The sequence below is a fragment of the Faecalibacterium sp. An121 genome (genome assembly GCF_002160915.1).
Taxonomy (GTDB): Bacteria; Bacillota; Clostridia; order Oscillospirales; family Ruminococcaceae; genus Faecalibacterium; species Faecalibacterium avium.
Genome location: NZ_NFLM01000030.1, coordinates 1 through 16,476 on the forward strand (window position 1 = coordinate 1; position 16,476 = coordinate 16,476).

The 16,476-nt window shown below is 49.6% G+C and carries 13 protein-coding genes and 1 pseudogene; 6 read left to right on the forward strand and 8 right to left on the reverse strand.

Features of this window, described 5'->3' with window-relative positions:
- A pseudogene (locus B5E66_RS11875) lies at positions 1-204 on the forward strand (hypothetical protein); the annotation flags it as partial.
- A gap of 47 nt (positions 205-251) precedes the next feature.
- Here the strand turns inward: B5E66_RS11875 and B5E66_RS11880 are convergent.
- The 7 genes from B5E66_RS11880 to B5E66_RS11915 form a co-directional block, all read right to left on the reverse strand.
- Positions 252-1,820: a recombinase family protein gene (locus B5E66_RS11880; RefSeq protein ID WP_087233428.1), complete on the reverse strand. Its 1,569-nt coding sequence runs from the start codon at positions 1,818-1,820 to the stop codon at positions 252-254.
- 326 nt (positions 1,821-2,146) lie between these two features.
- On the reverse strand, positions 2,147-2,932 hold the full coding sequence (locus B5E66_RS11885) for a DUF6551 family protein (protein WP_087233431.1): 786 nt from the start codon (positions 2,930-2,932) through the stop codon (positions 2,147-2,149).
- Positions 2,929-3,843 carry a hypothetical protein gene (locus B5E66_RS11890; RefSeq protein ID WP_206393100.1) on the reverse strand — a complete coding sequence of 305 codons (915 nt, stop codon included), beginning with the start codon at positions 3,841-3,843 and terminating at the stop codon, positions 2,929-2,931. Before B5E66_RS11890 ends, B5E66_RS11885 begins: the two co-directional genes overlap by 4 nt.
- A gap of 739 nt (positions 3,844-4,582) precedes the next feature.
- Positions 4,583-4,915: a helix-turn-helix domain-containing protein gene (locus B5E66_RS11900; RefSeq protein WP_158098360.1), complete on the reverse strand. Its 333-nt coding sequence runs from the start codon at positions 4,913-4,915 to the stop codon at positions 4,583-4,585.
- A 379-nt stretch (positions 4,916-5,294) separates the two neighbouring features.
- Entirely contained in the window at positions 5,295-5,657 is a 363-nt protein-coding gene (locus B5E66_RS11905; RefSeq protein WP_087233457.1) for a helix-turn-helix domain-containing protein, read from the reverse strand.
- A 208-nt stretch (positions 5,658-5,865) separates the two neighbouring features.
- On the reverse strand, positions 5,866-7,191 hold the full coding sequence (locus tag B5E66_RS11910) for a sensor histidine kinase (RefSeq protein ID WP_087233439.1): 1,326 nt from the start codon (positions 7,189-7,191) through the stop codon (positions 5,866-5,868).
- On the reverse strand, positions 7,176-7,895 hold the full coding sequence (locus B5E66_RS11915) for a LytR/AlgR family response regulator transcription factor (RefSeq protein WP_087233460.1): 720 nt from the start codon (positions 7,893-7,895) through the stop codon (positions 7,176-7,178). Before B5E66_RS11915 ends, B5E66_RS11910 begins: the two co-directional genes overlap by 16 nt.
- Before the next feature lie 182 nt (positions 7,896-8,077).
- Between B5E66_RS11915 and B5E66_RS11920 the strand changes: the two genes are divergently transcribed.
- Positions 8,078-8,443: a helix-turn-helix transcriptional regulator gene (locus tag B5E66_RS11920; RefSeq protein ID WP_158098361.1), complete on the forward strand. Its 366-nt coding sequence runs from the start codon at positions 8,078-8,080 to the stop codon at positions 8,441-8,443.
- A 151-nt stretch (positions 8,444-8,594) separates the two neighbouring features.
- Here the strand turns inward: B5E66_RS11920 and B5E66_RS12965 are convergent, their stop codons facing one another.
- Positions 8,595-9,128: a hypothetical protein gene (locus tag B5E66_RS12965; RefSeq protein ID WP_143406991.1), complete on the reverse strand. Its 534-nt coding sequence runs from the start codon at positions 9,126-9,128 to the stop codon at positions 8,595-8,597.
- 42 nt (positions 9,129-9,170) lie between these two features.
- Between B5E66_RS12965 and B5E66_RS11930 the strand changes: the two genes are divergently transcribed.
- The 4 genes from B5E66_RS11930 to B5E66_RS11945 all read left to right on the forward strand — a co-directional run.
- Positions 9,171-10,187, forward strand: coding sequence for a hypothetical protein (locus B5E66_RS11930; RefSeq protein WP_143406992.1), 1,017 nt, complete (start codon positions 9,171-9,173; stop codon positions 10,185-10,187).
- Positions 10,188-10,539: 352 nt separating this feature from the next.
- A complete protein-coding gene (locus B5E66_RS11935; protein ID WP_143406993.1) occupies positions 10,540-15,183 on the forward strand; it encodes a DNA/RNA non-specific endonuclease in 4,644 nt (1,547 codons plus the stop codon).
- 13 nt (positions 15,184-15,196) lie between these two features.
- Entirely contained in the window at positions 15,197-15,748 is a 552-nt protein-coding gene (locus B5E66_RS11940; protein ID WP_087233454.1) for an SMI1/KNR4 family protein, read from the forward strand.
- Between the two features lie 141 nt (positions 15,749-15,889).
- Positions 15,890-16,476: RHS repeat domain-containing protein (locus tag B5E66_RS11945; RefSeq protein WP_206393102.1), on the forward strand; the 587-nt coding region annotated here is incomplete at its 3' end.

Below are 16,476 nucleotides of genomic sequence, written 5' to 3' on the forward strand. Positions count from 1 at the left end.
CCCCACTCCCTTTTTGCCCCCGGCGGCGGCAGCGGCCCCGCCCCCGACCAGGACACACCCCAGGGCAGAGTCCTGAGCCAGGTGGTCATCCCCACTTTTATCACCGTCCACCTGGGCAAGCCCTCCGAATCGGCCCGCAACGTCACCGTCTCCTTCCAGGACTACATCGCCAACGTGGCCTCCAGTGAGGTGTATCCGACCTGGGTAACGCAAAATAACCCAAATTTGCTTTTGTCTTTGCTGCGTTCTTTTTAGAAGTTCCACTCAATGGTGACGGCCTGCTGTCCGGTCTCGGGGTCCTTCGGGGAAACCACCACCCGATGCACCAAAAGTACAGCCAGCTCGCGGGTCAGGACGGGGACTTTTGCCAGCTCTGTCACCCGTTCCATCTGAGCGGCGCGGGCGTCCTCCCGGACCTGCTGCTGGCCCAGGTCAGCTTCCAGCACGGCAATACGTGCTTCTGCCTCCTGTACCTGCTGCAAAAAGGCTGCGTTCATCTGGGCAAAGGTCTCGGTGTCGATCAGGCCCGATACTTTATCCAGATATAGCTCCTGTATGGCCTTACGGCGGCGGTCTACGTCGGTTTGCAGCCGCCGGCGCTCCTCCTTGAGGGCCTGTACCCGCCGCCGGGCAGGAGTGTCCGTTTCGGGCAGTTCAATCTGCTGCGGGTCGAACCAACTCGCTGCATACTCCCGTATCCGTTCAAGCACCAGGTCCTGCAGGGCATCCAGACTGGTACAGGTTTTATTCGAACAGCGCTCGGGCGCACGCTGGTGGGTACGGCAGCGGAGATACCGCCGCCGTGCGCCATCGGTCCGAACACTCCCACTGCCGGTCTGCTCCATGACCGCCCCACAGCACCCGCAGACCACCAGCCGGGCCAGAGGGTGGACCTGGCCGCCCGTTCCACTCCGAGCGCGGCCCTGCAGCATCTGCTGGACTGTCTCAAAGGTCTCCCGGTCGATGATCGGTTCATGGGTGCCCGGCACTACGATCCACTGGGATGTCGGCAACCAGACTGTCCGTTTGGATTTGTAACTGACCTTTTTATGACGGCCTTGGACAAGGTCTCCCGTATAGGTGCGGTTGCGCAGCATCTGGTAGACCGTCGCCGGCCCCCAGAGGGGCGGTTCAGGCCCTTGCATAGCGGCCTTGTAGGGAACACCGTGCTGCTGTTTGTAGGCAGTAGGACTGGGGACCCCTTCGCTGTTGAGTATTTGCGCGATCTTGTGCGTCCCGATCCCGCTGCGGGCCATCTCGAACATTCGTTCCACCACGGCAGCCGCTTCCGGGTCGATGACCAGATGTCCTCGGGCGTCCGGGTCCTTGCGGTATCCGTACAGCGCAAAGGAAGCGATGTATTGCCCCTCCCGCCGCTTGTGGTCCAGCACCGAGCGGACGTTGTTAGACAAGTCCTCCAGATACCACTCATTGACCAAACCGTTAATCTGACGGGATTTCTTGTTTGCGCGGTCATCGGTGTCCACATGGTCCACCACCGCGATGAAGCGTATCCCCCACTCGACAAACTTGCCGTGCAGGTACTTTTCCACCAGCTCCATGTCCCGGGTAAAGCGGGACTGGGTCTTAGCCAGCACCACATCAAACCGGCGCTGGCTGGCAGCTTCGATCATCGCGTTGAAGGCCGGACGGTCCCGGTCGATGCCCGAATAATCCTCATCCGAATAGATTTGGTAAATATCAAAACCTTTTTGGACCGCGTACTCGATCAGCATCGACTTCTGGTTCTGGATGCTCTCCGATTCACCGGTCTTGTGTTCATCCTCCTTGCTCAAACGGCAGTAAATAGCTGCTCTCATCGTTTACACCTTTCCTTTCGGTGTAATCGCCTACCCAAAGTATACCGCATCTCCCCTCCTGTCGCAACGATGCCGCCTGCTTATTCATAGCGGTGCGGTTCTCGGGCAGTGTCCAATGCACCCAAGTATACGCCGCCGATATACCGCGTGAATACTTGTTGAAAGCATTCCCGGCGCTGCCGCTCGTTCTCAGAATGAAATATCTCGTGCAGGATAAAAGGCGTTTTCTTCACAGCTTCCCTCCTCTGCCACGCGTATCTTTTCGGACACTACCCAATGTATTGCTGCACTTTATCGTCAAGAACTCCCCCTGTTTGTCCCGCTGTTCAGAATTTCATGGGTAGCACATTCTTCTTACTGCCTCCATTGTAGAGCGCATATACCTGATACAGGTATTTTTTATACCCTGCCAGGTTGACGCCCATGGCCCGTCCCTCCCGGTAGATGGTCAGCGGGTCGGCGTGGTGCAGGCGGCTGACAAGGCGGCGGGGGTCGTACTCCCCGTGGTACAGCTCTACAAAACGGACAACGCCCTGGACCGTCTCAGAACGGAGAGATTCAGGATCGCCATGCCAGGCGTCCACGATGATGCTCAATGCCTCTTTGTAGCAGTCGGGACCGACCCGTTTGAATTCCTCAAAGGCGGTGCCGATGCAGGCGATACGGTACTTACCCCGGCGCTGGCTGTAATCCAGCCGCAGCCCCACCGACTCAGTAGCCTTGAGGAAGGCCATCGCTTCCAGGTCGCCGCCGTAAATCAGGGCGCGCATCCGTGCGCCGGGAGTTAACTTGGCAGACACGCCAGTCTGCTGGGCAAAGAGCAGGGCTTCTTCGCTTTCGCTCAAACCGCGGTAGACGTGGCAGCGGATCATTAAATCCTTGCCACCATTCAGCAACTTGAGGGCCGCGATGGTGTGCTGGCCATCAAACACATAGTAGCGGCCATTGCGATAGCTGACCTTGGGCGGGTTAAGTAACCGAATGTCGAATGCTGCTGCGATCTTGCGGACCCGGTGGATGTTCAGTTCCCGCTGGTAGGTGCCGCGAGGGACCTCCAGCATCTTGCTGTTGATCATCATTTCCTGGTAGGCGCTAGTGTCGTTCAGTCTCATCTGTTCCTCCTTGTTTTTTGCAGGTATTGGATACCCTTGTCCGTGAGCTTTTCGATGCCGCCCTGGCAGGCGGTGCGCTGTTTTTTGTTGGCCTCGAGGCAGGTGTCCCAGCGGAAGATCATAGCGTCCAGCGCATCTTCCAGCTCTGAACAAATGTCGTTCGCGTCGATCTCTCCGTTAGGCTGCAACATATGGTCGGAGATGTCCCGGATAGCCTGTAAGGTAGCAGCGGAGCTGCGCTTAGGTTTCGGTTTTTCTTCAGGACTTTCAGCTTCTTTGGCCTGCCGGAGCTGCAGGACCAGAGCAGGCCGCTCCTCCGGCGGGGCCTTGGCGATGGCCGCAACGGCTTTTTCTGTAGGCTTGATGCTGCCAGAGAGGATTTCCTGCTTGATACCAGGCTCAGCCTCCTCGGCGGCGTCTACGCCCTTGGCAAAATGCTCTGCCCTACGGACATACTTTTCATTTAGATTATTTTCGCGAGCAATACGTTTAGCTGTCCACTCACCTTTTTGGTGCTGGACATTTTGTCCAGCACCACTTTTGTTCGTTAAAGTGTGCTGATTTCCGTGAAACTGTTCCGTACGTTTTGCAGCTCCATACTGCTGACCCACCAAATATTTGTACTGTTGCGGCGTCAGGTTCCGTCGGCCGAGCTGGTTCTTGCAAATCCAAGCGATGGCCGCATACCGGTCAGGAAACATTTTCTCATAAGTTGAATATTGAATCTCCGGGTGCTTTTGAAGGATACGGTAACGGTTGTGACCATCTACAATCACGCCATCCCAGACGATGAGCGGGTTGATTACTACACCGTCAGCCAGAATGTTTTCTTCAAGCTGTTTAAACTCTTCATCTCGAAGCGGCGGTATTTTGCTCTCGAACTCGGGGTCAATCCTGAGCTGCTGAAGCATATGCTTTTGCCTCACTCCGGGTCTGGTTCCGGTAAGTCGCAGGTTGGACGTAGTAGTCGAAACCATAGCGGATCTGACAGTAAGTACAAGTATCCTTACTGCGCTGGCGCAAGTCTGCACGGCGCAGGGTCGCTCGTCTGGCATCCTGGAAAGAATGCAGGCAGACCGGGCAGAGCGTAATGAGAGACGCGGTGTTGACATTTCGTGCATAGCTACGGCTCATAGTTGACCTCCGTTTCTTTGTAAATGGTGGATATTAGAAAGCCCGCCGGTGCGGAAAGCGTTCTCTCTCCGGTGGGCTAAACTTTTGTTGGTTTCCTTCCCCCATTTGTCCTCAACGCCCCGGGGAGGGTTGGGAGCCTTCAGGCGGCGGATTTGCACCGCTCCATTGGCGTTTCAGCCACCCCGCCTTCTTTGTGGCCGGGCCGCGAGTTACGGAAGTATCATTGTCTGGAAGTACCTGAAGGTTGCTTATTCACTTTTCAAAGTTCACTGGCTTCGGGCTTGTCCTCCGTTTGGGGGAGGCCCTTGCTGTAGTTATAGTGTACCTGAAAGTTTTACGGATTTTTAGGAGGTCGTACTTCCGGTTTTGGCCCTTTTTTGATCCCAAAACCAGCAAAAACCGGATGTCTCACCTCCGGTTTTTCGTATCTACGTATATTTAATTTTATGGCATTTTGGCATATAAAAAAGCCGCTGTAGGCAGGTAAACACCTCCTACAGCGGTTCCCATATCGGGTCAGTCGGGCTTCTGGTTCTCCAATTCGTCTATGACAATGGATAGCGCCTTGATAACTTGAAGAATCACTTGCTGAATGTGAACCAAATACTGATTCAATCTTTTTTCTCCAGGAGATGCCGTGATTCCACGAATCAAGAAGTCCAACGTGACATCAAAATATACTGCGATTTCTACAAACAGATCCAGCGACGGAGTATATTCTCCTTTTTCAAGACTTCTCATATGGCGGTCGCTAATATTCAGCGCCTCTGCAAATTGTTCCTGTGTCATCTTTTTGGTTTTGCGCAGTTTTTGGATTCGTTTACCTGTTTCAAACTGGTTATACGCCATAAGCAAACCCTCCGAACCCATGCAGAGGTTTGCATACCCAAGGCCAGGACCAGGCAATAGGTAAGAACCGCACGAGTTCGGAGGGATGTACAGTGAAAATGAAATTCTTTGGCTTTTCTCTTTGTGTTCTCTTTTTCATTGTTCTTCGTCCTTTCTGTTGCTCACGGCAGATGGGCGGACAACAATCCCTAGATTTTCTCATCTCTCCCTTCCTAGCCTAAATGTTGTATAGTTTATGCAATCCCCTACAATATGGGGCCACAGCAAAATCAGTCCTTGAATCAAAGTGCTTGCCAGCAGTTCCTTGCACTGTTCGCCCTATTCTAACTTCAATCCGGTATCTTTTATTTTTGTCTGAAGCTTATACGTTGGCTGAGATTTATGCGTTCTGCTCTGTGTTGAGTGATTGCTGGCAGTCCAGAAGGGCATCCAGTATTTTGCTCACCGCGAGCAATGTGGAAGCATTGCATTGGTCAAGCTTGTTGGCGATCTCACGGTCGACCACCCAGCTTCTGCTGACATACGGCGTTTCCTGCATGAAATAATCAAGATCTTTTTCCAGCACATGTGCTATCTGCATCAGCATAGGGAGGGACACTTTTGTCTGTGCAACCTCAATATGGCTGATAGAGTTGTTGGTACAGCCCACCAGCCGGGCCAGCTGCGCTTGTGTCAGATCTTTCTCCACACGAGCCAGCTTGACTCGCTTGCCGATCCTTGCATAATTGACTGCATCCTCCAACTTCATCACCCCCTTCTGCTGATGAAGTCATTATAGAGGAAATTTTTATTTCTCTATAAAATCAAAGCTTATACATTGTTTTGTCAGCCATACCGCAAACGCACTCATGTCATGATACCCAATTTATATTATGTTTTGTTGCTTTTTACTATACTACACGTCAACGCCTTAAAAAGCCATTATATTGTAATAAACACAGACTTTTTTGTCATGAATGCAGATTCAATGGGATTTCAAAGATGAATTGAAAGTAACCGTCTTTGTACAACATGGCATATTCTCCACAGTATTTGTTCAGAATTGCTTTGATGTTGGAAAGTCCAAATCCATGCAAATGCAGACTGGATTTAGTCGAAGGGATTTCATTGTTAATTATTTTAACCGGAAGTGCTGTATTTCGGATAATGAAACTAAATTGACCAGCTTTCATATTCGCCTGAATTTGAATTGAACGGTTTTGAGCACATTTTTTACAGCCTTCAATTGCATTATCAATCAGGTTGGACAGTAAAACAGTCAAATCTATCGCATCTATCGTTAGACCAGACAAATCGTTCACTTCAAAATGGACATCAATATTTTGCCTAATTGCTTCAGATGCTTTAGAATTAAATAATGCATTCAAAACAGCATGATGGCAATTGACAAGGAATATACGTTCGCTTTGTTGTTTCAAAATTGAGTCCAGATAACTTTCAGCTGCTACAAATTGTTGGTCATCAAGAAGCTGTTTTATCATATCAAGGTGCGCTCGAAAATCGTGAACCTGTTTACGTTGTGTAGAATACAAATTACAAGTTTCCTCCATATTTTTTCTTTGCATTTGTAGTTGTTGATTCAGCGCCAATAGTTTTTCTCTGTTCTGCTCTTCTCTTTTTACTTGATCCAGTAGATAAAGGATTGCGGCATTCGCCATAAAAATCATCCAGCAGCACACTATAATCGCACCTTCACTTAGTCCTTGTCTACTAGTGATTCGCAGCAATATAAGCAGCATAAAAAAAGAAGCTGACGGAAACAACAAGTATAAAATTATTTTAATCGCATTTCCTTTTATATTTATTTCTCTTTTTCCTTTGGATCGGATGATCTTATTAAGCGCCAATACAAACATAACTTGTAAGAAATAGTAAATTATTGACGAAATCACAAATGGGGTAACTTCTTCTTGACGGAAAACTGGTATACTTACACCACAAATAATCGCTGATATGTACAAACTCATAAATGACAGTAAATATGTCAAGAGATATTCTAAAACGACAAGAAACAGCACTTGGCCTAAAGAAACATTTGCATACAAAATACATCCAAACACAGTTCCACATAATATCGTCAATATCATTTTAAGAGTTGTACTGTAGCCAAATACTTCCATATTTAGAAGAATAACTATGTAAAGTGACAATGTATAAACAGCAGCCATAAGATAATATTTAAATCCAATAAAAAGCCGCGACGTAAAAGCATCCAAAAAAATCAACACACAAGCAGCATCGATAACCGTATATAAAGCACTCAGCAAATACTCCATTTGTTTTCAGCCTCCCATTTTAAATATTGCTGTTTCAGATCAGAGTATCTTCTTGTACTAGATGGGATTTGAATTCCTCCTTTTAGCACAAGCCTTTTACATTGAAAAATCTCAATATATCTCATATTCACCAGATAACTTTTGTGAACTCGTAAAAAGCCAAAAATTTCAAATCTTTGTTCCAAGTCAGTTATATTTCCATAAAATCGATATTCAGCTCGTTGATCGTTTATGAGATGCATCACAATTATTCTTCTTTGAGATTCCATATAGAGAATATTTGCAACAGGTATATCTATGCATTCTCCATTGACTTGGATTGTCGTGACACGTCGGCGCTTCACCATTTCTTCAATAGCAAAATCGAGATAATAATTTAATTTTTTAGAAATTTGATCCTTCATCAAATATCGAAACGCACCAACCTCATAACCTTCAGGAGCATACTGGATATAGTTTGTAATAAAGATGATAATCGTATCTGGCTGTAAACTATGCACTCTTCGGGCCAATTCAATTCCACTCATTTGCGGCATATCAATATCCAAAAATGCAATATCAAACCTTTTTGCTATATCCACCTCTTCCGGATTAGTGTTTTTAGTAATCATAAGTGTCTTCCCTTTTTCTTGGCAATACATTTCTACTATATTCGAAATTTTTTCTACTGTCTCATAATTATCATCGCAAACGAGCACTTCCATGTGGGCACCTTCCAATCTTATCCGATCTAATCCTGCTTTTTGCCTTAACATTAACGACTCCCTTCAAGCTTGTCAATAGTTTGTCAAATGCTTTCCGTATAATAGTAGCCTTTCTATATAATACTTCGAATTTATCGAATTTTCAAATAGTCCACTAAATAACAAGAGAGGAGTGTACTATTGTGGAGCATTATCTGGGGCAAAAGTTAAAACAATTGAGGAAAAGTCGCGGTTGGTCACAAAAAGCTTTAGCCAAAAAGTTAAATAAGGGAACCTCAACCATCAGCGACTATGAAACGGAAGCACATGCAATACCATTGGATGTGTTAATTAGCATTGCTGCAATATTTGGTGTATCTTTGAATGAATTAACCAATCTCAAAGAGCCTGACGCCATTTCGCTTAAAGATCTCACCCCATTCCAAGTAGAAACTCTAGTTGCACTTCGCAACGAATTTTTATCACCAACAAATCAAAGCAGTAATCTTTCTGCACAACAGATGCAAATTCTGCATGATATCATCAAACTCTTTTCCCAATCTTCCTAATTTAGCGTTTTAATTGTGTCACAAGACTGGTTAGTCTTAAAAACCTCAAATTCAAGACCTGCTCATTCTCTTATGAGCAGATCTTTTTCTTTGTTCATTACAATTTTTTGTTCATTTATTACAATTTTGTAGAATTTTCTACAAAAAGCATTCATACTAATTTAGATCTATCGTACACTCCACCGATTTCCAATCCATCCGCATCCTGGATGAACAGGGCAATCCCATCTTCTGCGGCACCTGCTCCCTTATCAGCACGCATAACCTGAACCAGTACTGCGAAGTCCAGATCGAAGCGCATACCCATTCCCAGAAAATGGATGTGGCAGCGCACAGCAGGACCTTCCAGGACCCCGGTAAAATGCTGTCCCAGGTCCTGGAGCAGATGCTGGAACCATACGGCGCTCTTTTCCAGATCCAGGAAGATAAGCTCATCCCCGAGATGCTCTCCCAGCAGGCCGAGACAGACTGGGACTTTATCAAACGCATCTGCAATCAGTTTGGGTATCCCATTTTTGTCAACAGCAAAGTCCCTTACATCCAGCTTTCCATTGGCGCTGTCCCCTTTTCTTCCACAGAGCTCCCATCCTGCACAGATACCAGCTGGATCGAGAAGGATATCACCCAGTATTGGAAAGTAAAGAATCAGATCGCCCCCGAAGCTTCTGCCTATGAGTTCCTGCAAAAGGGATTCACTCTGGACAACCTGACTGCAGGGGCCGGGCATATGTTCCTCGCCAACGGCCGCGAGATGTTCGTTACCAAAAACGATATCTATGCCTCCGGCGGCCTGCTCTACAACCGCATCCTGCTCACCTACAAGGACGGCGTATACGCGCAGCTTTCCAAGACCAGCAATTTCACAGAGCCTCAGTCCCATATCCAGACCGAGGCTGTTTCCCCTGCTTTCAAACAGCCTATCAATCAGCCGACTGGACCCAGTGCTCTTTTCGGCAAGGTCCTGGCTGTTTCCGGCACAGATGTCCAGGTCCTGTTTGACGTAGATGTGGGCGGGTCTGGGGCAGGCGTGCGCTGGATTCCTTACTGCAATTTCTTCAACAATGACTTCTACTGCATGCCGGACGTTGGGGATACCGTTTTCTGCTACTATGAAAACGAGGGTTCCGCCATATGCCTCGGCAGCAAACATATAAACAATACCCGCGACGACTTCTCCTATCCCTGGGAGAAGATGATGACGGCCAACAACCGTATGATCCGGTTCAAGAACCGTTCCGTTGAGTTCAACGCCAACCGGAAAGAGTACGACGGCGAGGATGACCAGCCCGTCAAGATCGTCCTGTCAGAGGACACCGGCATCGAGATCTCCTCCGAGAAGGATATCAACATCATCTCCGACCATAACATCCTTATCCAGAGCAACGACCTGGATACAGTCAAGGAAAACCCCATCGAGTGGTTCGAGTCAAGCCGCAAAAAGAACATGCAACAGTTCGACCAGGACCAGCAGAAAGGAGAAAACAAATACATATCCGATGGCGGCAGTTCCAGCTGCAATGCAGGCTGGGAGATGGTCAAGATCCTTGGCGGGAATCTCATCTCCGGTTTTGCAAATGATATCACTGAACCTTTTCAGCTTATCTCCACCCTCGGAGACATGTTTGGCTCTTCCAAAAAAGAGGACACCCCAGATAAACCTCTCGTCTCCCCGGAAGAAATAGATACTTATAAGGTAGACCTCTTTGCTGTTGAAAGCTGTAAGAATTCATCATCCACGACCTGACCGGGGACTTCCCTGTCCAGCGCAGCTATGAATCCATCTACACCAACGCTGGCGGCCTGCTTGGCAGCCGCTGGTTCCTGAATATCGGCAGCTGGATCTACATAGACGGGCAGAATGCTTCCATCATGATGCCCGATATGCACCTGGAAAAGTTCACCTTCCACCCGGAACAGCAGCAGTGGGTCAACTGCCGGGGTGCAGACCTGTCTCTTTCTTTCGGGATGGATACAGTCTGACTGCAATCAAGGAGAAAAAAGTCTACCGCTATGATGTAAAGGGAAGGCTTGTCTCCATCGCTGATTTCAACGGCAACCATATTTGGCTGCGCTATGTCGGGGACACCCTGACTCAGATGGAGTTCCCATCCGGGCAATCCCTGTCTTTCACCTACAATGCCAACAAGATCGCCTCTATCCGGGATACCCTGGGGCGGACGCTCCGTTATACCTATGACCAGGAACTTCTTACCTGTGTAGAGTACAACAACGGCGGCCAGATCCACTATGTCTATACGCCGGAAGGATATCTGGCACAGATCACGGACCAGAACGGCCATACCTATCTGAAAGATGAATACGACAGCCTGGGCCGGGTCACACGGCAGATGCTGTCCAATGGGCAGGAATATGTCCTGTTCTACGACGACGCCAACCGCTGCAACACTTTCCTGGATACCATTACAGGCTATCGCACGTTCTATTATTACAACTCTGCCAATCTTACTGTAAAGACCTGCTTTGAGGACGGCTCAGAGGAACGCTATGTTTACGACGAAAAGCAGAACAAAGTCCTGATCTCCGACCGCCGCGGCCATGAGATGCGCCAGCGTTTCAATGAGCAGAGCCTGCTGGTGTACCAGGAACTGCCCAATGGCCTGGTCACCCAGTTCACCTATGATGCACAGGGCAACATGTCCCGGCAATGGGATAATGCCGGCCGGGACAAAGCGTACCAGTACGACCAGAACGGCAATCTGGTCCAGTTCACAAACACAATAGACGAATCCTCTTGCCAGACTACAAAGATCACCTACGATTCCAAAGGCCGGATCACTGCGGTCCGCACCCCTGGCGGCGGAGAGTGGGTCTATTCCTATGATGGAAACCTCCCCTACCCTGACCTTATCACCAGCCCCAATGAGACCTGTGTCTACTACAACTATGACCAGGCCGGCCGCTGCATGTCCATTATCACCGACCAGGGACGGACGAGCTATGCCTACAACGACTGGGACCGCTGCTGCCAGATCACAGACCCGCTGGAGCACACCACCAAATATCTCTTTGACCTGCTCTGCAACCTGATCAAGGTCATCCGGCCCAACCAGTACAATCCCTCCCTGGGAGACGGTCCGGGCACCCGCTATGTCTACGATGAGATGGACGAACAGGTCTTGCGGATCGACGCACTGGGCAACGTTTGGGCCACCCTGCGGGATGCTGCCGAGAATGTGGTCAAGGAGATCCATCCCAATACCTATGATTTCCAGACTAACGACGGCGAAGGAATCCGCAGCGAATACGACTCCAACGACAATAAGATCCGGATCATCTACCCTGACCAGAGCATCGAGCGCATCTTCTACGACCCCATGGGCAACATCCTCAAGAAAGTCCAACCCATGGATTACGATGCCAAACGGGACGATGGCCCGGGCTATACCTACGAATACGATGAAGTAAACCGCCTGGTCCAGATCACCGCGCCAGATGGCACGGTGGAGAAGCGCTATGTCTACGACCTCTGCGGCAACATCGTCAAGCTGATCGACGCTGCCGGTTATCTCACTGGCAAAACAGATGCGGAACGCATCGGCTCTCTGTATACTTACAACTATGCCGGCTGGCTGACCGAGGAACGCAAGCCATGCCAGTATGATGCAGACGGCCAGCCGCAGTACCAGCTGACCCAATACAAATACGATACGGCCGGCAACTGCATTGAGGAGCGCCGGTATCTCCACTTCCAGACCGAGACCAGTATGTCCGGCCCTCTGCATGTGATCCGCTTTGAATACGACAAGCTCGACCGGCTGGTCAAAGTCAGCGACCAGACCGGGGCTGCCGTGGAGTATACCTATGACCTGCAGAACCGCCGGATCAAGGAACGGCGCAGGCTGCGGCCCGGCGTCAACCAGCTGTTCCGCTGGAAGTACGACGCCGGCGGCCGGCTCATCGAGCAGGGCCACATGGTGGAGCGCGCCGACGGCGGCACCGCCTGGGCATCGGTTCTGTATGAGTACGACAAGACCGGCAACATCGTTCATATCCAGATGCCCGCGGGCGGGGAAATCTTCCGCGAGTACGACGCTGCTGACCGGCTGACCGCAGAAACCCATCTGGATAAAGCAGCCGGCATTCATAACCGCACGCTCTTTGCCTATGATAAGGCCGGAAACCTGGTGGAGATCACCGACAACCAGGGGCACAAGACGCAGATTGAGTACGACCTGCTGAATCACGAGATCCGCCGCACTGCACCGGACGGCGGCGTGACCCGCAGCTTCTACAACGGGAACGGCCTGCTTGCAAAACAGGTGCGGCCCAACCAGTATGACCCCAAAGCCGACAACGGCGAAGGCTACCAGTATACCTACGACCATAAGGGAAATATCCTGTCGGTCATCGGCCCGGATGGTCATGTTTTACAGACCAACACCTACGACGGCGAGGGCCGCCTGCTGCAGCAGCTCGACGCTGTCCAGTCCGGTGCATCCTTCACCTATGACCTTGCGGGCAACCGCGTCCATATCCAGACCACCGGCGGCGCGGCCCAGCAGCTGGAATACGACGCCCGGGGCAACATTGTGGGCGTGGTGGACGGCAACCACAACCGCACCCGCTACCGTCTGGACGAGTGGGGCCGGATCGTCGGCATCCTGAAGCCGGATTCCTCTACAGAGCTTTATACCTATGACTTCGCCGGCAACATGACCAGCTCCACCGACGGCGAAGGTCACACCACCCAGTATGAGTACAATGTGGCCGGGCAGGTCCGTGCCATTATAGACCCCACTGGTGAGCAGGAAACCTATCTCTACGACGGTGAGGACCGCCTGATCTCCCGCACCGACCGCAACGGCGTAACGGTGGAGATGGGCTACAACCTCTACGGCGCTCCCCTGTTCCGAAAAGTCAAAAACGGCACCCTGGGCGACTTCTATGAGTACACGCCGGAGGGCCTGTTGAAGTGTGCCATCTCAGACGGGATGCGCTATGCCTACGAGTACGACGAAATGGACCGCCTGGTCCGCAAATCGGCCAGCGGCCGCACTCTGCTCTCCATGGCCTACGACCACAACGGCAACAAGGTCAAGCAAATTGACGTTACAGGCAAGGTGACAGAGTATTCCTACTCCATCCTTGACCTGCCCGAGAAAATTTGGGATGATGGGAACGAGCTGGCGGCCTACCAGTATAACCCTGACGGCACCATTCGTCAGGAACAGCACGGCCCTGTGCTTAAACAATACCAGTACGACCAGGACAAGAACCTGACCGGACTTTTTGTCCAGTCTGGTAACGCCATCCTGGCCAATAACCGCTACCTTTACGACGGCAACGGCAACCGTACCCGCAAACAACAGCTTGGAGGCGAGACACTCTACCACTACGACCCGCTGAACCAGCTGCAAAAGGTGCAGTACCCCGGTTATACCGAGGAGCTGTTCTACGACAAAGCAGGCAACCGCACCAAACGCATTGCCCAGGGCGTGGAAGAGTTCTACCAGTACGACCCCCGCAACCGCCTGACGGCCTATACCAAAAACGGTGCCACTACCCTTTTCCGTTATGACCATGCAGGCAACCTGCTGACGGACGACAAGGCCTGGTACAGCTACGACGCCTTTAACCGTACCACCAGGGTGGAAACCTTTGACGGCAATATCCAGGTCAACCGCTACGACGCCGAGGGCCTGCGCCATGAGATGGAAGAAAACGGCAGCCTGGTAAAGTTTATCTTCAACCCCGACCGTGAAGCGGTTGTTGAAGAAAACAGTTCCGGTTTGACCCGTTACATCCGCAGCAGCGAGCTGATTGCCCGTAATACAGACGCCGCCAGGACGTACTACCACTATGTCAGCGACGAGATTGGGTCAGTTACCCATGTTGTTGATGCTGATGGCATTGTCCTCAATCGTTATGAGTATGATGCATGGGGTAATACAAATCTTTGTGAAGAAAAAGTCCCCAACCGTTTCAAGTTCACCGGCCAGCAACTTGACCCTGTAACCCAGCAGTATTACCTGCGTGCACGGTTCTACAATCCGGTCATCGCCCGGTTCACTCAGGAGGACACTTACCGCGGCGACGGGCTGAACCTGTATGCCTATTGTGCCAACCGGCCTACTTACTACATTGACCCGACCGGCCACTGGTGCGATACAAAACAGAACGCATTTAACAAGCTGGCAGCAGAACGCGGCCTTGACCCTGACAAGATGGACTATGACACCAAGCAGCGCTTGATGGCAGAAGCTTCCAATATTGCCAAGGGAAAAAATAGCACTTCTCCTACTCAACTATATCTTCCTGCACTTTCTTCTCAATGTAAAGTCGCAGGAAAAGATGGTTTTATTCGGTATGGAGAATTGGATTCGCTAGGAAGACCTACCGGCATATATTCAGTAATTACAAAAGACATGATTAATTCCGGAACAGATGCCAGTCGATACATTTACCCTCCTGGTTTTAATGGGGGCGGTCCTGGAAGCTCAGGACATGCAAGAGGGCATTTATTGGCAAAGCAATTAGGTGGTAGTGGCAGAGATCCTAGAAATCTCGTTACGCTTTTTCAAAATGGCCCCAACAGTCCTGAAATGCGGAACTATGAAACAAGTGTACGAAGGGCTGTTGAATCCGGTGAAATAGTTTTTTATAAAGTCACACCTATATATAATAGCAACAATTTAATACCAACAGGCATTACTATAGAAGCCACTAGCACTAAAAGCTTTAACCTATTTGTATCTATTTTGAATAGAAAAAAATCATAAGAGGCCTTTAATTATGTCAGATTATTTTAGCTTATTATCAGAAACTATACATTCTCCTAGTAATGCTTATCATACAGGAACCGATAAAGCCTGGCAAGAATTCGAAAAAAAAACCGGAATCTATTTCCCAACTGACTATAAAAAACTCATCAACAAATATGGAACTGGAGGACTAAATAATTTTGTTTGGTTTTTAACTCCATTTGATACAGATGAAAATGTTAATTTCATGAAAAGATCCAAACAAATGTTAGATGCATATAAAATTTCAAGAAAACAATTTCCCGACTACTTTCAATTCCATGTATATCCAGAACCTAACGGTCTATTGCCGTGGGGGTATACAGACAACGGAGACGAACTATACTGGAAAACTAATTGTTTTCCAGACTCATGGGAAATTGTTCTTTATGAATCCGCTTCTCCTATTTATTATCATTATAAATTTTCATTATCAGAGCTTCTTTATAAAACTATTACAAATCAAATATATTGCAGCATTTTATCTGACTTCTTGTCATGTCAAAGTATCGAATATATAGCTGTAAATGTAAAACAGGCATAATTTCTCAGATACACATTCACGACATTTATTCATAAATATCCACTTAGCATTACCAAACATTTATACCGTTCTAATAATTGTCAGCTGGCGGCCTACCAGTATAACCCTGACGGTACCATCCGCCAGGAACAGCACGGCCCCGTGCTCAAACAATACCAGTATGACCAGGACAAGAACCTGACCGGGCTTTTTGTCCAGTCCGGCAATGCTATCCTGGCCAACAACCGTTACCTCTACGATGGCAACGGCAACCGTACCCACAAAAAACAGCTTGGAGGTGAGACACTCTACCACTACGACCCGCTGAACCAGCTGCAAAAGGTGCAGTACCCCGGTTATACCGAAGAGCTGTTCTACGACAAAGCAGGCAACCGCACCCGGCGCATTGCCCAGGGTGTGGAGGAGTTTTATCAGTATGACCCGCGCAACCGGCTGACTGCCTACACTAAAAACGGCACAACCACTCTCTTCCGTTATGACCATGCAGGCAACCTGCTGGCAGACGATAAGGCCCGGTACAGCTACGACGCCTTTAACCGTACCACCAGGGTGGAAACCTTTGACGGCAATATCCAGGTCAACCGCTACGACGCCGAGGGCCTGCGCCATGAGATGGAAGAAAACGGCAGCCTGGTAAAGTTTATCTTCAACCCCGACCGTGAAGCGGTTGTTGAAGAAAACAGTTCCGGTTTGACCCGTTACATCCGCAGCAGCGAGCTGATTGCCCG